Source organism: Roseiconus nitratireducens (assembly GCF_008629675.1).
In the GTDB taxonomy this organism is placed as follows: Bacteria; Planctomycetota; Planctomycetia; order Pirellulales; family Pirellulaceae; genus Stieleria; species Stieleria nitratireducens.
Genome location: NZ_VWOX01000006.1, coordinates 44,795 through 64,992, shown reverse-complemented (window position 1 = coordinate 64,992; position 20,198 = coordinate 44,795). Strand labels below are relative to the sequence as shown.

Sequence of the window (20,198 nt, the reverse complement as noted above, 5' to 3'; positions counted from 1 at the left end):
TTTCCCATCATTCCCGGGTGGTGACGATCGCTCCGGACGGTGCACCGGGAGGTGGAATCTGCAGCAGCCTTTCTGCTTCCTCCAGCAAGAACTCCGCATCGGTGAATGGTTCATAACTGATGTCCTGCCACCGCACCCTGCCTTCGGCGTCGACCAGAAAGGTTCCATGCAGGGGTTGATTCTCAAAGTCGTCCCAGCACCGAAACGCGTGAAAGGTTTTCGATTCGGGATCGGACACCAGCGGGATGGCAAGCGGTTCGTCAAAAGCCTCGATCCCCGTTTGCAAGTCTTCCACCGATTCGGTGCTGATGCCGACCAAGTCAATGCCGGCCTGGTCGAAACGTTCCGCCAGCGGCGCAAATTCATGCAGCTGTTCGACGCAGTGCAGGCAGCCAAAGCCTAGATAGAATATCAAGACCTTGGGGCGATTGCCAAAGTCGGACGGCGAGACGGGTTTTCCCTGGGGAGTCAGCGCCTGCCACGCGGGGGCTTGGTACGGCCGCCAGCGAAACGGTCCCAGGCTGTCCAGTGACGGGCGTTCGCCCAGATCGTCGGCCGGTTCCTTGGGCGTCCGCCAATCGCCCTTCACGTCAGCCGCTTTGGCAACGGGAGCCAACCGGGCCAGCAGCGGCGTATCGGGATCCGCGTGACCGGCTACCGTTCGAAGCTTGGCAAATGATTCTTGCGCCCGCTTCCGTTGGTCGTCGCGCCACAGCAGATCGACCAACGTGGCCAGCGGCAAAACTTCGCCGGGACGTTTCTTCACTTCCGGCTCAAGCAATTTGATCGCTTCACCGACCGCACCGGCGTCGGCCAACCAGCGCGCTTGGATGAGGACGTCCAGCTTGGCAGTTTTGGCGTGTTCTTTGAACGCTTTCGGATCTCGGCGGACGACGGCAGCTGCTGCGGCGGCTCGGGCAATCGCGGTCTTCAATCCGGCAATCCGCTCGTCCAGTTGGTTGCGATCCTCAACCGGATCGGTGTCGGCCGCGGGTTCCGTCGCTTGATCGGAACTCTTGTCTTGTGCTTCAGCCAGGTCCAGGCGTTGCCGCTGCAGATCCAGTCGTTGACGCTGCAAGGAGCGCAGTGTCGCGCGTCCCTCACGGCGTTGGCCGGTGATGAATTGTGCCGCCGCTTGCCAACTGGTCCACTCGTCGCGCTGTTCATCGTCGATCAAAGCTTGCTGTTGAGCAGCGGCCGCCTGCTTGAGCTCCTCCCACAATCCGTACTGCGAAAGCGTCTGGATCAGACGCATGTGGCCGTACTTGTAGGAGCCGCGCTTGGAAAGCGTGTTGTAGGCCGGGTGACGCGGCAGCGAGATCAGATTGCGCGACAGGTCCAACGCATCCTCGACGCGACCGACCAACAACAGATTGCGAACCAGCCATTCGTTGTTGTGGGCAAAGTTGTGAATTTGGTCCGGCATCAGCCGGGTTTGGATCATGTGCGCGTGGTCCACCCGCGCCGACGCTTCCTGTTGCCAGGCCGCATCGTTGTATCGCTTCAGTTTGGAATAGATGTGTCCCGGCATGTGCCACATGTGGGCGATCCCGGGGCTGGAGGGACCGCAATTGGCCGCCGACTGGAGCGCGTTCTCGGGATGGGGGGAATCCCAAAGGTGGATCCGATAATGATGGGCCGGGTGCATCGGATTGGCCGCAAAGATCTGACCCAGCAACGCGTCGACTGCGTAGTTGCTGGTCAGTTTGACGCCGTACCGATTGGCCTTCCACATTTCCACCACCAGGAAGGCTTTGGCTTCAATGTCGTCGGGAAATTCGTGCAGGATCTTTTCCAGGTCGGCGAAGTAGCGCTGGGCACGTTTGATTTTGGCTTCCCGTTTCTGATCTTTCGTCTCGGCCTCTTTCTTCTTCGCCGAATCCTGCCCGTCGGATGATTCTGACTTGTCCTGATCCTCCTCGTTCTTTTCTTCCTGGCCTTCGTCGTCGGCCGGTTTTTCGATGAATCGGTTCAGGGCCTCGATGTAAAGCTTTTCGCGACGCGTCGTGCGGCCTCCGATTCGTTCCATGGCGTCGTCGATGAATCCACGAGCTCGCTCGGAATTGTTCTCGTTGGACATCGCCATTCCCCAGTAGGCAATTGCCAACTCGGGGTCTTCTTTGGCTGCTTGCCGGAAAGAGCGTTCGGCTTCTAAATACAAGAAGCCATGTAACTGAGCCACGCCTTGTTCAAAGAACTGCTGTGCGAGTTCCGATTTGGTGGACGTCGGGAATTGAATCGCTGCCATCCCCGGCATCAACACCGCCGCTTGTCGCGGCCCGGCGTTGAAAGCTTCGCCGTGATAACTGTGTCCGGCCAGTACCTCGGAAGCTTCCGAAGCATCGCCGGAGTCGGATCGCGGTTCGGCGGCGGTCGTCGTGACGCCCGCGAAGTGGATTGGGCACGGGGTGATTTGAGACAGCGTGATTGCCAGGGTCGGCAACCAGAAGATCGGTCGGAGCATGGCTGGAAGTGCGAGGGGCGGGGGAAGAAGTGGCAGGAAAGTCGGGCGGGTGCGGAGAAACAGGCAGATCCAAGTGGCGCGCGGCGGCGCCGGTTGGACGCGGAAAGTTGGCTAGCGGCGGACCAATGTAACGTCGGCGAGCCTTCGCTGCGCAGCTTTTCCCACGCTCTGGCGAGCGAAGCGATCGCAAACCTTGTGGTTTGGCGGATCCCTGAGCACACCTTGGAGCATGAGCGTCGCGACGCAAGTCACTTTACCCTGCCGCGGTGTCCGTCGGCTTGCCGACGGCGGGGGCTGCCGTCGCTTCGTGAATGGCGCTCGTGCAGTTTCTTTCACCCTCCTTTCCAAGCAGGCTCCGTCCGTGGGATAGACTGGGGGTCCCACCCCACGGTTCGTCTCGCGGTCGGCGTCCCGCCGATGGCGACTGGCCGCCACGCTGGTCGCCACACTGGTCTTCGCGCACCGCCGACATCCTCCCTCTCCCCTGCCCCACGACATGAGATCCATGCTCCGAATCCTTGCAGTCGCCGTGATGCTGTCGTTTGCCGGCCAAGACGGCTTCGCTGTGTCACCTCCAAGCGTCCAGGTCACCGACGTCCGGCTTGCGTTTGACAATGGAGAACACAACGCATTCACCGATCTGACGCGGTTCCGGGATCGCTATTACCTTTGTTTTCGCAGTTGCCCCGACGGGCACATGGTGCATCCCACGGCGTCGATCATCGTGCTGGTCAGTGACGATCTGCAGCAGTGGCATCCGGTCCACCAGTTTGCGGTGAAGCATCGTGACACCCGCGACCCGCACTTCTTGGTGTTTCGGGACAAGCTGTTCGTCTACACCGGAACGTGGTACAGCGGCGAGACGACGATACCGGTCGCCGACTACGATCTGAATCTGCACTTGGGCTATGCGGTGTGGACGGACGATGGCGACGACTGGACGTCACCGATCCTGCTGGAGGGCACGTTTGGGCACTACATTTGGCGAGCGGCCCGCTTTGGTGACCAAGCGTTTTTGTGCGGACGCCGCAAGCACGCATTCGATGTGCGGCCCCGTGGCGAAGGCCCCGACGTCGAATCGGCAATGTTGGAAAGTGACGACGGATTGGTTTGGAAGACGCGTGCCCTGTTCCAGGAGACGCGCGGCGACGAGACGGCGTTTCAGTTCAACTCGGACGGAAGCTTGCTCGCCATTGCGCGTCGCGGACGTGGGACAGCCCAAGTGCTGCGTTCAAAGCCTCCCTACACCGATTGGGACCGCCAAGACCTGTCGCGATACATCGGCGGCCCGCTGTTGACGCGTTGGGCCGGCCGCTGGGTCGTCGGCGGTCGAAAAGCGACGCCCGATCGAGGATACAAGACGGCGTTGTACTGGTTGGAAGGCGACCAACTGCGAGAATTCGCCGAATTGCCAAGCGGCGGCGACAACTCCTATCCCGGACTGCTGGAATTGGAACCAGGACATGCCGTGGTGTCGTGGTATTCCTCCCACGAATCGAATGACGACGGAACGCCCAGGACGGCAATCTACCTGGCGGATCTGTGGTTGGATGGTGACCCATCCGACCAGGCTGCCCCGGAACCAACACGCAGCAACGGAGAGTCACCGTGACGTTTCGAAATCCAATTTGGTTCGGTTCGATCTGTGCGGCCGTCCTGTTGCTTTGCACTGTTCCCGCTGCCGCGTCGGAGGGGTCTTGGCAAGTCGGAACGGCCAAGACGGAGATCACGCCGGATGGCCCCCTGCTGATGGCCGGCTACGCCAGTCGTGACACCCCCTGCTCCCAAACGTTGCTGCCGCTGTGGGCAAAGGCCATGGTTTTGGAGGATCGTGATCATAACCTCGCGTTGTTGATCACATTGGATTTGGTGGGAATTGACCGAGAGCTGTCGAAGCGAATCGTCAAACAAATCAGTGAGCAACACGAGATTTCACCGTCCGGCATCGCGCTCTGCGTTTCCCACACGCATACGGGACCCGTCGTGGGCAAGAATTTGGGGCCCATGCACTACCGCCTGGCGACGAATGAACAGCGACGGGCAATCGATGATTACCAGGAACGATTGCAGCAGACGGTTGTCCGTTTGGTTGGCTTGGCGTTGAAGAACCGGTCCCCGTGCCGGCTGGTTCAAGGGCTTGGCCACGCAGACTTTGCCGTCAACCGCCGCAACAATCCCGCGGATCAGGTCCCCGCGCGACGCAGGCTTGCCGAACTGGCCGGGCCGACCGATCACTCGGTCCCAGTATTGGCCGTGCGCGATCAACACGACCGGTTGAAGGTGGTGGTGTTCGGTTACGCGTGTCACGCGACCGTGTTGGATTCGGTTCAGTGGTCGGGAGACTATCCCGGCTACGCGCAGGCGGAATTGGAACGCAGGCATGACGGATGCCAGGCCATGTTCTGGGCCGGATGCGGGGCCGACCAGAACCCCCTGCCGCGGCGAACGGTTGAACTGGCCAAACACTACGGTGACCGGTTAGCAACGGCCGTGGACGCGGTGCTGTTGACCAGCCAAATGGGACCGCTGGCTCCGACGCTGGAAACGATCCATCGGGAAGTCCCGCTGGCCCTCGGGGCACGTCCCACCGTCGACCAACTGCAATCGCAATCCGACAGCGGCAACCGATTCCAAAAGTCCCGCGCGGACATGTGGCTCCAACGGATCGAAGCCGGTCAGCCGCTGCCGGCCGATTATCCCTATCCGGTCGCCACCTGGGTGCTTGGCGGCAAACTCCGTTGGATCTTCTTGGGCGGCGAAGTCGTCGTCGACTATTCGTTGCGGCTGCGCGACCAGCTCGGATCCGATGTGTGGGTCACCGCGTACGCCAACGATGTGATGGCGTACATTCCCTCGCGACGGGTGCTTCGCGAAGGTGGGTACGAGGGTGACACGTCGATGATCTATTACGGATTGCCAACCGTCTGGGCACCGACCATCGAACAGCAGATCGTGGACGAGGCTGTCCGGCAAGCCGCGGGACACTGACATGTGGGACGCGCGAAGAGCCTAACCGGGAAACGCCACTTTCAACCCAAAACACCGTCACTCGCAGTGCCATGACCAGCAAGTCGCTAGCCGCCGGTTGATGCGAGAAAATCCGCGGCTCGCTCCACGCGGCGCACGCAAAGTGGCGCTGGACAGCTAAAGGTCGTTCTCACGAACCTCTGCCAGCTTCTGTTGCAATCGGTTTTGCAATCGCCGCAAGACGTCTTGGTGCGTCGCTTCCTGTGCGAGGTTCGTGAACTGCTCGGGGTCCTCGCTGGTGTCGAACAGCTCGATTCCTCCCGAGGCATCCTCGCCGTACTGGATCATGGCCCATCGAGGCTCGCGGATCAGAAAGCCTTGACGCATCGGCGCCACGCTGAACGCCGCCTCCCGCACCGATCGTGACGGATCATCCAGCAAGCCGGCAATGTTCTTACCTTGAACGTTCGACGGCACCGGCAAGCCGCAAAGTGAGCTGATCGTGGGGTACAGGTCGATCAATTCCACCAGGCTGTGGCACACCGCCGGCGCCTTTCCCGGAACGCGAATGATCAGCGGGACCCCCGCGGATTCGTCCCGCAGCGAGACCTTGGCCCAAAAGTCGTGCTCGCCCAAGTGGTAACCATGGTCGCTGGTGAAGATCACGATCGTGTTCTCCTCCAGACCGGCGTCTTCGAGCGCGTCGAGGACCTTGCCAACCTGGGCATCCATGTAACGGACCGATGCGTAGTAGCCGCCCAAAGCCTTTTTCTGTCGGCGGACATCCATCTTCATGTTCACGCTGGTCTTGTAGTTGATGCCCGGTTTGGGGATGTCGTCCCAGTCCCCATCCAGCTTCTTCGGAAGTTCAAGATCGCTGTATGGTTTGAAATCGGAAAAGTAGGGTCGCGGCGCGACGAACGGCACGTGCGGCCGCACAAAACCGACGCCAAGCCAAAACGGTTGGTCTCGGTGTTGCTTCAACAATTCCACCGCTTTCGCAGCCGTCTTGCCATCGGAGTGCACGTCGTCATCTCCGTCGGCTTCCACGACCACGAAGGTGTTGCCGCCGACGACCGGCTTACGTCCGTCTGGATTGTTCTCCAGCGTCTCCCCGTCACCCGCGGCCCGCCATTCCGGTCCCGGGCTGTTGAACCGCTGTGTCCACGATTGGGCGTCATCGGCGCCGTTGTAGTCACGTCCCGGACCATGATCTTCGATCCCGCCGGGGACCCCCATGTGAAAGATCTTGCTGATGCGGGCTGTGTAGTAACCGTGTTGCTTGAAATGCTCCGGCCAAGTCCGGTGATCGCCGATCGCCGCACGCGGACTCTTGTATCCCAACACGCCCGTGGCGTGCGGGTAGTATCCCGACAGGAACGATGCACGAGAGGGGCCGCAATAGGTGCCCTGGCAGTAGGCACGCGTGAAACGTGTGCCATTGGCGGCCAACGCGTCGATGTTGGGAGTGGAGCAGACGGTGTTTCCGTAGCACGAAAGCGCGTTTGCGGTCAGATCGTCAGAGATGATGAACAGAACATTCATCGGGTCGTTGGCGGCGGCGGAGCCGGATGCGGCCAACGCGACCGAAAACAGCACCAGACGCGCTAAGGACCGGAAGAACCGGTGAATCATCATGCACTCCCAAACTAAATGGATAGAAACGGCGGTCCAATGGACGTGCCAATGGGACGTGCCAATGGACGTGCCAAAGGACCTGCCAAAGGACGGGCCAAAGGACGGGCCAAAGGACGGGCCAAAGGACGGGGCGGGTTGGAATCAAATCGTTGCAACGCGTGCCATCATAGGCCGCGATCGACGGTCGTGGGGCCCGACTCGAGGTCACGCCGAGCGAGCCGGAGGGCACGACCCACACATTTGCATTTCTCTGGCTGAGGAAGTGTGGCTGTGGCGGATGGAATCGCTACAACCTTCCGACGCAGCCGTTTCGACCGGCGGCTCGGGGTGAAAAACTTGTGACCGCTGTCGGTGCCTCGTATACTGCCAAGACACGGGATCGGAGCGCCGCGGTGATTGAATCGCGTCCGCTTGCCGGCGATTCCGCCCGCCCAGGCCTCACCGATTTTGGCCGTTGCATTGCGGTTCGCCACGGCATCGCATCTTCCGTCGTTCGCTCCCGCCTCTCCCTCCCGCCCAAAACGACATCACACGATGACAGATCGCCTGGTCGTCTTGATTCTTTGCCTGACGCTCGGGGGGGCTGCGACAACATGCGGAGACCAGCCGCAATCGACGGGGAAGCCGTCGCCAACCTTCGAAGCCGACATTCAGCCGTTGTTTGCCCAGCGCTGCGGGAAATGTCACAGCCAACGCGTGCGCAAAGCCGGGCTGGATCTGTCCAGCATGGCCGGGATTCATCACGGCGGTGAATCGGGCGAGTCCCTGGTGGCCGACTCCGTTGAAGACAGCATGTTGTGGTGGCTGATCGACGAAGGCGAGATGCCGCCCCCGGATGAACCCGCGTTGACGACTGAGCAGCGTGAACTCATTCGCGATTGGATCGCTGCCGGTGTGCCCTCCGATCACGCCCATCCGATGTCGGCCGAATCGCTGAACCAGCACGACGTGTTGCCGATGCTGTTGCTGCGTTGCACGACCTGTCACGGTCCGCGTCGACGCGACGGCGGATTGGATCTTCGCTCACGCGCCGCGATGCTCCAGGGCGGCGACTCGGGGCCGGCGCTGTTCCCCGGGGATCCGGACGGCAGCTTGATGATTCAACGGATCGAACAGGAGCTGTGTCCTCCCAGTGACCTGCTGTTAAAGTTCTTTGTCCGCCGACCGCCAACCTCGGAAGTTCAAACACTGAAGGACTGGATTTCCGCTGGGGCGCCGGTGGAAGATATCGCGCCGGACGTTGCGACCGAACAACCGGATCTGCTGGTCGTCGATGCGGATCGCCAACACTGGGCATTTCAGCCGCCGACCGATCCGGCCACGGGAGCATCCATCGATGACTTCGTCGGCGATCGCCTTCGTGCGGCGGGTTTATCGTTTTCTCCCGAGGCCAGCCGTGAAACGTTGATTCGCCGCGTCTATTTGGACCTGATCGGAATGCCGCCGCGTCCCGAGCAGTTGCGACATTGGCAAACCTGTGGCGACGAGAATTGGTACTCGTCGATGGTCGACCAATTGTTGGCGTCGCCGCATTACGGAGAACGCTGGGGACGCTATTGGTTGGATCTGGCCGGGTACGCGGATTCGGAGGGTGGAATCTCCGCGGATCCGATTCGCCCGGTCGCCTGGAAGTATCGTGATTACGTCATCCAGTCGTTCAACGAAGACAAACCGTACGACCGGTTTCTGTTGGAACAGATCGCCGGCGACGAGCTGGTCGATTATCAGAACGCGGACGTGGTGACCGATCAGATGGTTGAGAATCTGGTCGCGACGGGGTTCCTGAGGATGGGGATCGATGAGACCGGTTCCCGGACCATGAACTTCGTCCCGGAACGATTGAAGGTCATCAGCGACGCGATCACCGTGGTCAGTTCCGGACTGATGGGGCTGACGATGGAATGTGCGCGGTGCCATTCCCACAAGTACGATCCGATTCCTCATCGAGATTACTACCGGTTCAAAGCAATCTTTCAAGGCGCTTTGGATGAGCACGACTGGGACAGTTTCAAAACGCGCACCTTGGACTTGGCGACGCCGGAGCACCGGCGCAGGATCAAACGCGTCAATCCGCCGCTGAAATCCGAATTGAAGAAGCTGCAGTCAACGCAGGACAAGGCGACCAGGCAGTTGCGGCTGGAGTTGCTGCGTCATCACTATCCCGACCAGCCGGAAGACGATCACCAGGCGACCCTGGCCGCGCTGCGCGTCGCCGACAACAACCGGACGTTGAAACAAAAGCGACTGGTGGAGCGTTTGCAGCAGGCGGAGCTTGAGCCGGATGCGGAGCAGCCCGCCGTCGTCCAGGCGACACGCGATCAGATTGCGGCACTGCAAAGGGAAATCGATTTGGTTCGACGTCGCATGGTCCCGGAGCCGACGATTCGTGCCCTGTGGGACCTTGGCCGTCCATCCCCTACGTATGTGCTGCGGGGCGGTGAACACAACAAACCCGGCGATTTGGTTGGCCCCGGCGTCCCTTCGGTACTGACCGATGGAAAGACGCCGTTTCAAGTCACGCCGCCGTTTCCTGATGGAACGCCCAAAACAGGACGACGACTGGCGTTTGCAAATTGGTTGACCGATCCTACGCATCCATTGACCGCGCGAGTGATGGTCAATCGGATCTGGTACCACCATTTCGGCACCGGGCTGGTCAAGGATCTGGAAAACTTTGGGCTTCAGGGTGAACCACCGTCCCACCCGGAACTGCTTGACTGGCTGGCGATCGAATTTGTTCGGCGGGGTTGGAGTGTCAAAGAGATGCACCGCCTGATCCTGAACTCTCGGACGTTCCGACAGCGCAGCGAAACCACTCAGCGGCAGCAACGGATTGATCCACAGAACCGATTGTTGTCGCGAATGCCGTTGCGGCGGATGGACGCTGAAACGCTGCGGGATTCGTTGTTGGCGGTCGCGGGACGACTGGATTTCGCCGCCGGCGGGCTTCCCGATACGATCCAAGTCGATCGTGACGGATTGGTCAGTGTCAATCCGACCGAAGGTGGTGGCTTCCGAAGGAGCGTCTACCTGCAATATCGCCGGACGCAAATCCCGACCATGATGGACACGTTTGACTACCCGCAGATGGGGCCAAACTGTATCGCCCGAACGGTTTCGATCGTTTCGCCCCAGTCGCTGATGTTGATGAACAACGAAGACGTCCGTGAACTGGCCGAAGACTTTGCCGCCCGCGTGCAACTCCTGGCGGGCGGTGATGATTCCGCGACCGCTGCGGCGATCGTTGATGCCGCCTACAGAATCGCGCTCAGCCGCCGTCCCAGCCGAGATGAATTGTCCCTCAGTACCGAAGCGTTGCGGCAACTGCGAAGTGACTGGAAGGGCGACTCACAAAAAGCTTTGGAAACGTATTGCCACGCACTGCTGAATTCCGCCGCCTTCCTCTATATCGATTGAACCTGCCACCGAACCTGCGTACGACAGGTGCCTCGTCAACTGCCCCGCGACGTCCGATGAATGAATCCACTTTTCGCCGCCGTGACTTCTTTGCCCGCATGAGCGACGGGATGTTCGGCGCCGCGTTCGCACATTTGCTGTGCCAGGATTTTTTTGGCGGGACGTCCGCGTTCGCCGAGCAACCGGTTGGCGGACCGGAAGCGCATTCGGGGCCTGCAAAGCCTTTCAACCTGACGCCCAAGCCGACGCATCATCCGGCGACGGCCAAATCGGTGATCCAGTTGTTCATGAACGGCGGTCCCAGCCAGATGGACCTGTTCGATCCCAAGCCGGTCCTGAACGGCATGGACGGCAAGCCGTACCCGGGTAATGTTGAAGAGATCGGGAACACCGGCACGGCGGGCATCGGTGTGATGATGGGGGGCAAGTACAAGTTTGCTCGGCACGGCGAAAGCGGGATGTGGATGGCGGACGTCTTGCCGCACACGGCGAAGATGGCGGACGATCTTTGCCTGATCAATTCCTTGTGGACCGATCATCCCAACCATGACAACGCCCTGTACAAGATCCACAGCGGGCGATTGTTCATGGGTTACCCGACCTTGGGCGCCTGGACCGTTTACGGGCTCGGTTCAGAGAACCAGAACCTTCCGGCGTATGTTGTGCTCAACGACCCGCTGGGATTGCCAAAGAACGGGACGCGAAACTGGACATCGGGATTCTTGCCACCGGTCTTCCAAGGCACGCCCTTTCGACCCACCGGATCGCCGATTCTGAATTTAAAACCCCAGTACGAACAGCCGTCCGAGGTGACCGAGTCGGCGCGGGGGCTGTTGCGACAGCTGGATGAAATTCACCGCGTCCGCCGTCCCTACCATCCGGAACTGGACGCCCGGATTCAATCGTATTCGTTGGCGGCTCGGATGCAGTTGTCGGCCGGCGAGGCGTTGGATATCGGCAAAGAGACTCGCGAGACGCTGTCGTTGTACGGTGTGGGTGAACCGGAAACGGATTCCTTCGGTCGCCGATGCTTGCTCGCCCGTCGACTGGTGGAGCGCGGCGTGCGATTCGTGCAAATCTTTCTGGAAGAGCAACCGTGGGACAGCCACGTCGATTTGGAAGACAACCACCGAGCCGCATGCCGCAGAACCGACAAGCCGGTTGCGGGGCTGTTGCGGGACCTGAAACGCACCGGACTGCTGGATTCCACGCTGGTCATTTGGGGAGGGGAATTTGGACGCACGCCGACGTCGCAGCGAGCGGGCGACGTTTACACCGGACGCGACCACAACATGCAAGCCTTCTCGTCGTGGATCGCCGGAGGCGGGGCTCGGGGCGGGACCACTTACGGCAAGACCGACGAGTTCGGACACAAGGTGGTCGAAGATCCGGTCAGCGTTCACGACTTTCACGCGACGCTTCTGCATCTGCTGGGCCTTCATCATCAAAAACTGTTCTTCACCAGGAGCGGGCTTGAGGAACGGCTGACCGGTGTTGAACCGCCGCGGGTGGTCACCGAAATCTTGAGTTGATTCGATTCGCTGTCACCGTCCGCCGCACCACGCCAACTCGTTTGCAAGTGAGACCTGACCATGTCCCGACCGATTCTTTCGCGGTGGATCCCCCCGGCCTTCTCCGGCGTCTGTCTGGGCTGGCTGTTGCTGACCACGTTCTCGCTTTCCGCGTTCGCCGATGAACCGGAGCGGGAATTTCGCGCCGGCGCCGCGACCAGCAACATCACCCCGCCCCTGGGCGAGTTGATCGTCGGGGGTTGGAAACCGATTCCCGCGCGAACGATTCACGACGAACTCCATGCGCGTTGCCTGGTCCTGGACAACGGACTGACTCGAATCGCGTTGGTGTTGTGCGACAACGTGGGGATCCCGGAAGAAGTATTCCAGCAGGCGCAAGTTCAGATTCAGGAATCGACCGGGATTCCGGCAAGCCACGTGCTGTTGGCATCCACCCACACGCACTCGGCAACCACCGCGCGGGGACCTAGCAAGATGGTCCGAAGCGAGTCGCTGACCGACTACCAGCGGTTCCTCGCCGGGCGCATCTCCGACGCCGTCCGGCGGGCGATTGAAAACCTGCGTCCGGCTCGAATTGCTTGGGGATCGATCGACGAACCGTCGGAGGTCTTCAACCGACGCTGGTTTGTGCACAACGCTGCCCTGCTGACCAATCCGTTCGGCGGCGTGGATCGCGTTCGCATGAACCCGCCGCGGGGACACGAATCGCTGGACCGACCGGCCGGCCCCACGGATCCGGAGATCAGTTTTCTCTCATTGCAAGATCTGGACGGGCGTCCGATTGCACTGTTGGCGAACTATTCGTTGCACTACGTGGGCGGTGTCCGTTCCGGCGACGTCTCGGCCGATTACTTCGGCTATTTCGCCAAAGCGATCGAGCGGAAATTGGGTGCTTCGGATCAATCGCCACCCTTTGTCGGCATCCTGTCCAACGGCACCAGCGGAGATGTCAACAATATCAATTTTCGCGAAAAGTCACCAAAGCGTTACGAACCCTATGCGAAGATGCAGGAAGTCGCGCAGAAAGTCGCCGACAAGGTCTATCAGGCGCACGAGCAGTTGCAGTTTCTCGATTGGGTGCCGATGGACGCTGCTCGCACCGGTTTGACGCTCAGCGTCCGCAAGCCCACCGAGGAGATGACTGACTACTTCAGCCGGGTGCTGGCGGAAAATGCCGATTCGGAGACTCCCGTCCATTCGCGGACGTCGATTTACGCCGAACGCATTGAGGCGCTGAAGCAAGCGCCCGACCAGGTGACCGTCCCGCTCCAGGCACTGCGGATCGGCGACTGGGGGATTGCGGCAATCCCGTTTGAAACGTTTGCCGAAACGGGGTTGGAATTGAAAGACCGCAGTCCCTTTGAACGGACCATGGTCATCGAGTTGGCCAACGGTTCCTTCGGCTACCTGCCGACGCCGGGACAACATCGACTGGGCGGCTACGAGACCTGGTTGGGCACCAACTACGTCCAGCCGGATGCGTCCGAGCGAATCGTGTCGCGCCTGCTGGAATTGTTCTCGATGCTGCAAAGTTCCCGGTGAGTTCAGCGGCGAATTTGCTGCCAGTGCCTTCAAGCCTCGGAGACTTCCGCCGAATCGGTTGCCGCAGCGGGTTTCCCACGTCGCTCGCTCAGCCACTGGAAGACGACGTAAAAGACCGGTGTGAAGAAGATCGCCAGGATGGTCGAAGTGACCATGCCGCCGCAAACCGCCGTTCCCAGTGACCGCCGACTGGCCGCCGCCGCACCCTGGGCGAACACCAGCGGCAGGACGCCAAAGATGAACGCGAACGAGGTCATCAAAATGGGACGGAAACGCATCCGGGAAGCTTCCAGGGCGGCCTCACGAATCGGCTTGCCCTGCAGCCGCAGGTCCCGAGCAAACTCGACAATCAGAATCGCATTCTTACTGGCCAACGCAATAATCAACACCACGCCGATTTGCACGTACGTGTTGTTGTCCATGCCCATCCAGGAGATCGCGGCGACCGTGCCCAGCAACCCGAGAGGGACGACCAGGATCACGGCCAACGGCAGCACCCAGCTTTCGTACAGGAATGCCAGCACCAGGTAGACCAGCAGCACCGCCAGGCCGAAGATATAGATTTCCTCGCCCTGGGCTTTGGCTTCCTGGTAAGAAATGCCGCTCCAGTCATAGCCGATCGTGTCGGGAAAGACCTCACCGGCCAAGCGGTCCATCACTTTGAGCGCTTCACCGGAGCTCTGTCCGGGCGCGGCGCTGCCGGTCACATTCGCCGACGGATACAAGTTGAAGCGACGAATGATCTCGGGGCCGAATGATTGTTCGATCGACATCAGGCTTCCCAGCGACACCATCTCGCCGTCGGCATTTCGCACATTCAGCCGGCGCACGTCGTCGACGCTGTCCCGGAAGGACGATTCCGCTTGCAAGCTGACTCGATACGTGCGTCCGAACTTGTTGAAATCATTGACGTAAACGGATCCCAAGGCTGTTTGCAGCGTCATGAACACGTCGTTCAGCGGGACTTCCGTGCTCATCACCTGCTGACGGTCGATGTCGGCGTACAACTGCGGAACGCCTGCCCGGAATGTGCTGTTGACGCGCTGCAGTTCGGGGCTTGCGGCGGCCCTGGCGATCAGCTCGTTGACCGCCTTCTGCAACTCTTCCAACCCCGCGCCGCCGCGGTCTTCCACCTGCATCTCGAATCCGCCGCTGGTCCCCAGACCCTGAATGGCCGGTGGCGGGATGACCAGAATGAACGCATCTTTGATTGCGCCGAATCTCCCCATCAGTTGACCGATCAGCGGTTCCTGTTGCAGGTCCGGAGCGGTGCGGTCCTCCCAATCCTCCAAGCCGATAAAGATCGTGGCGGCGTTGGAAGACTGGCTTCCTTCCAGCAAGGAAGTCCCACCAAGGGTGAACCACGTCTTCACTCCGGGCATGTCCGAAAGGATCCCGTTGATCTGGTTGATGACCTCTTTGGTCCGGTCTTGAGATGCCGCGTCGGGAAGCTGGACCGCGGTGATCAAGTAACCCTGGTCTTCGGTGGGCAAGAATCCGGTCGGCACACTGCGATACCAGTAGGCGGTCCCGCCAACCGTCAGCAAGAACGCCAACAGGACCAAAGGCCAGACCCGCAACAGTCCGCCGACGCACCACACGTAGGCCGATTCGACCCAGCCGAACGCGGTGTTGAACCAGCGGGAGAGAAAGAAACGCTTTTCCTTCGGACGTTGCAGCCAGACCGCGCATTGGGCGGGTTTCAGCGTCAGTGCGTTGACCGCGCTCAGGAACGCCGTCGCGGCGATCGTCAGCGCAAACTGTCGATACAGTTGCCCGGTGATCCCCGGCAAAAAGGTTGTCGGGATGAACACGGCCATCAGAACCGCGGTGATCCCAATCACCGGGCCGGTGACCTCGCTCATCGCTTTGACGGTGGCCGCCTTGGGTTCCATTCCACGCTCGATGTGATGCGCGGCATTCTCGACAATCACGATTGCGTCATCGACGACGATCCCGATCGCCAGGACCAATCCGAACAGAGTGAGCAGGTTGATCGAAAAGCCCAGCAGGGGCATGATCGCGAACGCCCCAATGATCGTCACCGGCACGGTGGTCGCAGGAATCAGAACCGCCCGCCAGTCCTGCAAGAAAACCAGGATCACGATCAACACCAAGACGCCCGCTTCGAAGAGTGTCTTGTAGACTTCGTGAATCGCTGACGACACAAAAATTGTCGTGTCGAACGGGACGTCGTACTCGATTCCAACCGGAAAGGACGTGCCTAATTCCGCGACCCGAGCTTTGACGCGGTCGGCGACATCCAGTGCGTTCGCACCGGGCAGCTGGTAAATCAGGATGCTGGCCGAATCCTCGCCGCCCTTTTGGGCGAAGGTGTCGTAGGTTTGGGCGCCCAGTTCTACCCGGGCGATGTCGCGCAGGTACGTCAGGCTGCCGTCGTCATCGACTTTGACGACGATGTTTTCAAACTGCTCGGGTTCGGACAATCGTCCCATCGCGGTCATCGTGTACTGGAACGCTTGCGGCGACTCCAGCGGCGGCTGGGCGATTTGACCCGCCGCGACTTGAACGTTCTGGTTGCGCAGCTGGGCCACCACATCCTGAAACGTCAAACCACGCGCATCCATTTTCGTGGGGTCCGCCCAGATCCGCATGCTGTACGCACCGATGCCACTGATCGTGACTTCGCCGACTCCATCGATTCGACTCAATTCGTCACGCAGCCGCAGATTGGCGTAGTTGGACAAGTACAGACTGTCGAATGTTTTGTCCGGTGACGTCAGCGAAACGACCAGCAAGATATTGGTGGATCGCTTCTTGACCGTCACGCCTTGTTGTCGAACCTCGGCCGGCAGAAATGGTTCGGCCAACGCGACGCGGTTTTGGACCAGGATCTGCGCCTCCTCCAAATCGGTTCCGACCTCGAACGTGATCGTCAACGAATAACTGCCGTTGGACGAAGACGTCGACGTCATGTACAGCATGTGCTCGACGCCATTGATCTGTTGTTCCAGCGGGGCCGCAACCGTATCGGTCATCACCTGCGCATTGGCGCCGGGATACGTCGCCGTCACCTGGATCGTCGGTGGCGTGATTTCTGGATACCGTTCCACCGGCAGGAACAGCAGACCGACGATCCCCAAGATGACGGTCAAGAACGCGATCACATTGGCCGCGACCGGACGGTTGATGAAAAAGTTGCTGATCACGGCGCCGTCACCGCCTGGTTGCCAGAGGTCTCTGCATCGTTCCGCTTGGCATCGCGGTCGGGTGATTCTGGGTCACCGGATTGAGATTCGGCCGACGCTTGCTCGGTCGAATTCTTCTCGGTCGCATCCTGTTCGACCGACTCTGGCAGGGCAGGGTTTTGTTGGGCAGGATCTTGTTCGTCATTTCCCCGTTCGATCGTGACGGACGTCTTATTGCGAACTTTCTGGAGTCCCGAAATGATCACGGTCTCGCCCTCCTGCAGTCCTTCGCGGATCACCGTGAAGTCGCCGTCGACGACTCCGGGTTGGATCGAACGGCGCAACGCCACGCCGTCTTCGACGACCATCACGTAGCGACCTTGTTGGTCCATTCCGATGGCGACGGTGGGAACCTGGACCGCCTGGTACTCTTCGGTGAAGGGAAGCTTGACCCTGGCAAACAGCCCCGGTGACAGTTTTCCCTGGGCGTTGTTGAACGTCGCGCGAAGCGTCGTGTTGCCCGTGTTCGGGTCGGTGCGATTGTTGACAAAATCAATCCGGCCTTCGTGGGGATACCCCTGCTCGTTGGCCAGTTTCAATTGGACCAGAATCGTTGATTCGCGAGCTCCTTTGACCTTGCCCTCTCGCATTCGGCGTCGATAGTCCAGCAACGACTGTTCATCGACGTCAAAGTCCACGTAAATCGGATTTTGTGAAACGACCGAGGTGAGGATCGTTTGGTCGGCGGTGATCAGGTTCCCATCGGTGACCAGCGATTGTCCCAGCAAGCCCTTGATGGGCGAGGTGACGCGGGTGTAACCCAAGTCCACCTTTGCGCGATCGCGGATCGCCTTCAAGTTTTCAATCTGCCCGCGAACTTCTGCCAACGCTGCCGATGCCTGATCCAATTCCGCGTTGCTGATGGCGTTTCGGTCGGACAGTTCCTTGGCCCGCTTGAAGTCTTTCTCGGCCTGCAGCAGCCGCGCTTCGGCCGCTTGCAAATTGCCTTCGGCTTGTTCCAACGCCAACTCGTAAGGCTCCGGGTCGATCAGGAACAACAACGTTTTGTTTTCTACGAGCTCGCCTTCGCTGACAGTGACCTTCGGTGTGGTCGAATCGCTCGTTTTATCGACTTCGTTCTCTGCTGGAGTCTTGGAGGACGAACCGTCGTCGCTGTTCGGCGGTGGGTCCTGCGACGAGGTTTCGTCCGCGGGAGAAGAATCCGTTGGGGAATATTTGCTCCGGGGACTGTCTTTCAGGTAGCCGCTGACCCGTGCGCGGATCTCCACCGAGTCCGCCGCTCGCGTGCGACCGGTGTACTCTCGGAATTCCTGAGTCGTCCGCACCACGGCGTCGGTGACCAGCACCGCGGGAGGTGGCGGCTTGTCCGGCCCTGCGGCGTTTGCCTGTTTGGCGCCCGGACCCGGTTGTTCCTGCGAACACCCGACCAGGCTCAACAGGGCCACACCCCCTGCCAAAGCGGACGCGATCGACGCGACTCGCCACAGTGGACGGGCGTCGAGAGAAGTGGGTGGGCGGCGCATGGTTGCTCGGAGTGCGGGAGAAAGCGTCGGCAGGCTGGCGACGGGACCGCGGGGCGATCTGCCGGAAAATTACACTGGCGAGTTTACCTGCAAGGTGTAAACTGGCAAGTGCACTTTTGCACCACGTCAAGGAAGAATCCCTGACGGACGCCTTCGGACGACATTCCACAGCGGTACGGTAGTCAGCATGCCCCCTTCCCCCTCCGTCCCCGGTCCGGAAAGACGTCCGCAACGACGTCCGCGGGTGCGATCGGAAGCCCGCCCGGGCACGCTTTCGCAGCGAAAACGAGCCGCGATCCTGGCCGGTGCGGTCGAAGCCTTTGCCGAATGTGGCTTCGAGCATGCCAACATGGACCTGATCGCCGAGAACGCCGGCGTCTCCAAGCGGACCGTCTACAACCACTTCGAGAGCAAAGACCAGCTGTTTTTCGCGGTCGTGGAAGAGGTCAAGCGGCGGTCGCGGTCGATCGGCACTCTGGTGTTCCGTCGCGACGAAAAGCTTGCGTCACAATTGCAAGAGTTTGGCCGCAGAGTGGTCGACTTCCATTGCGACCCTCCCACGCGCCGGCTGGGGCGAGTGATCCTGTCGCGGATCCTGGAGCGACCGCAGATTGCCAGCGAGCTGTTTGGTGAGAGCAAATTGTTCGAGGAAGAATTGCGAGGGTGGATCCAGGCCGCGACCGACGGCGAAATGCTTTGTTGCAGCGATGTCCATTTGGCGGCCCGCCAATTCCTGGGTCTATTGGAGACGTTCGTGATTTGGCCCCAACTGATTCGCGGCGAACCGGAACCGGGACCCAGGCAGCGCGGTCAAATCGTGGCCCAGTGCGTTGAGATGTTCTTGGCGCGGTATGCCCCCTAGCTTTCGTCGCGACCGCGGCGGAAAACGCTGTCCAGCTACCGCCCCATCACCAGACGCACCGATTCCGCGACCGGCGTGCTGCCGGAATGTTCCAATGCGACGATCACTGGCATCCCGCGATGCAATGCGGCGGTGGTCACGCGATCGCCCGCCACGCGGACGTCGACGTCTTTGTCCAGCACCACTTCCACACGTTCCCGACCATTGCGGTCTAGGATCAGGTGATCGTTGTGCAGTAGCAAGATTCTTCCGCGAACCCACGAGGCCTGCCTGACAGATTCGTTGTGGTGCCGACCAGACGCTCCGGTGAAGGATGATGCCACTCGCGTCTCGATCGCCTGCCCTGCGGGACGGATTTTTAAACGGTTGTCGACCCGATCGACGCCTTCGATGGCTTTCACGTCTTTGCCGATTCGGTAGCGTTGCCGGTAATTGTCCACGCTTCCCCGCAGCACGACGGTCCCTGCAACGATTCGATAATCGACGGCTTCGTCGTCGAGATCGACGTTGCGTCGCAGGACGTTGCGGAGATCGTTTTCGACCAGCAGATCGGGACGCCGCGACGGCAGATCGGTATCGGCGAAGGCGGTCGGACCGATAAGCGAGGCCACGACCAGGGTGATGGTGCAGAGCAGGCTCTTCATGATTCGGGTTCTCCTGCGTCGCAATCAGGCCGGGTTGAAGAGATGACGAGGTTGAGTGGGGCCTGTATTCCGACGTCGGTCCGGCAGTGGAGCGTATCGCGTGCCAAATGCGTTCAACCACGCCAGCGGGCCGCACCGTAACGGATTTCTGCGCCCACGGAGGTTTACAGACGTGCCCCCTGGTTCCGCCATGACCAGGGTGAAACGAGCCGTGCCAGGCCCGCCGTCTCGCAAATCCTCTCGGTGGAGCCCGCTGGGACGTCGCCAGCCCGGCGGTGTGGGGCGAGATCCGGCGGGACGTGCCGTTCCCTCCGCAGTCGGCACACCATTTGCCACTGCCCACGATCTGCTCTGGCTCACCATTTGCCACGGCCAGCGGCTGGCTCGGTTCTGCCGATCCCACCCGTGCCCCTGCTCTCAGCGGTCAGCTCTCAGCGAC

At 60.6% G+C, this 20,198-nt stretch carries 11 protein-coding genes; 6 read left to right on the top strand and 5 right to left on the bottom strand.

The window, feature by feature from the left end; translation table 11 throughout:
* Positions 1-7: 7 nt before the first annotated feature.
* Positions 8-2,464: a peroxiredoxin family protein gene (locus tag FYK55_RS12260; protein ID WP_150076718.1), complete on the bottom strand. Its 2,457-nt coding sequence runs from the start codon at positions 2,462-2,464 to the stop codon at positions 8-10.
* A gap of 505 nt (positions 2,465-2,969) precedes the next feature.
* Here FYK55_RS12260 and FYK55_RS12255 point away from each other — a divergent pair.
* Together FYK55_RS12255 and FYK55_RS12250 are read left to right on the top strand one after the other, a co-directional pair.
* Positions 2,970-4,076, top strand: coding sequence for a hypothetical protein (locus FYK55_RS12255; protein WP_150076717.1), 1,107 nt, complete (start codon positions 2,970-2,972; stop codon positions 4,074-4,076).
* Positions 4,073-5,452, top strand: a complete 1,380-nt coding sequence (locus tag FYK55_RS12250) for a neutral/alkaline non-lysosomal ceramidase N-terminal domain-containing protein (protein WP_161604465.1) — start codon at positions 4,073-4,075, stop codon at positions 5,450-5,452. The genes FYK55_RS12255 and FYK55_RS12250 overlap by 4 nt, the downstream gene beginning before the upstream one ends.
* Before the next feature lie 156 nt (positions 5,453-5,608).
* On the opposite strand, the gene FYK55_RS12245 is transcribed toward FYK55_RS12250, so the two are convergent.
* Positions 5,609-6,976 (bottom strand): sulfatase, encoded by a 1,368-nt coding sequence (locus FYK55_RS12245; protein ID WP_235908662.1) that lies wholly within the window; start codon positions 6,974-6,976, stop codon positions 5,609-5,611.
* Positions 6,977-7,603: 627 nt separating this feature from the next.
* Here FYK55_RS12245 and FYK55_RS12235 point away from each other — a divergent pair.
* From FYK55_RS12235 to FYK55_RS12225, 3 genes are read left to right on the top strand one after another with little or no spacing between them, the layout of a single operon-like run.
* On the top strand, positions 7,604-10,486 hold the full coding sequence (locus FYK55_RS12235) for a PSD1 and planctomycete cytochrome C domain-containing protein (protein ID WP_150076713.1): 2,883 nt from the start codon (positions 7,604-7,606) through the stop codon (positions 10,484-10,486).
* Positions 10,487-10,542: 56 nt separating this feature from the next.
* Positions 10,543-12,018: a DUF1501 domain-containing protein gene (locus FYK55_RS12230; protein ID WP_150076712.1), complete on the top strand. Its 1,476-nt coding sequence runs from the start codon at positions 10,543-10,545 to the stop codon at positions 12,016-12,018.
* Between the two features lie 60 nt (positions 12,019-12,078).
* A complete protein-coding gene (locus FYK55_RS12225; protein ID WP_150076711.1) occupies positions 12,079-13,560 on the top strand; it encodes a neutral/alkaline non-lysosomal ceramidase N-terminal domain-containing protein in 1,482 nt (493 codons plus the stop codon).
* A gap of 29 nt (positions 13,561-13,589) precedes the next feature.
* On the opposite strand, the gene FYK55_RS12220 is transcribed toward FYK55_RS12225, so the two are convergent.
* Both FYK55_RS12220 and FYK55_RS12215 read right to left on the bottom strand, forming a co-directional pair.
* Complete coding sequence (locus FYK55_RS12220; RefSeq protein WP_150076710.1) at positions 13,590-16,730, bottom strand: efflux RND transporter permease subunit; 3,141 nt, start codon at positions 16,728-16,730, stop codon at positions 13,590-13,592.
* Complete coding sequence (locus tag FYK55_RS12215; RefSeq protein WP_150076709.1) at positions 16,727-18,253, bottom strand: efflux RND transporter periplasmic adaptor subunit; 1,527 nt, start codon at positions 18,251-18,253, stop codon at positions 16,727-16,729. The genes FYK55_RS12220 and FYK55_RS12215 overlap by 4 nt, the downstream gene beginning before the upstream one ends.
* Before the next feature lie 187 nt (positions 18,254-18,440).
* Between FYK55_RS12215 and FYK55_RS12210 the strand changes: the two genes are divergently transcribed.
* On the top strand, positions 18,441-19,115 hold the full coding sequence (locus FYK55_RS12210) for a TetR/AcrR family transcriptional regulator (RefSeq protein ID WP_150076708.1): 675 nt from the start codon (positions 18,441-18,443) through the stop codon (positions 19,113-19,115).
* Positions 19,116-19,150: 35 nt separating this feature from the next.
* Here the strand turns inward: FYK55_RS12210 and FYK55_RS12205 are convergent, their stop codons facing one another.
* Positions 19,151-19,759: a BON domain-containing protein gene (locus tag FYK55_RS12205; RefSeq protein WP_150076707.1), complete on the bottom strand. Its 609-nt coding sequence runs from the start codon at positions 19,757-19,759 to the stop codon at positions 19,151-19,153.
* Positions 19,760-20,198: the final 439 nt, after the last annotated feature.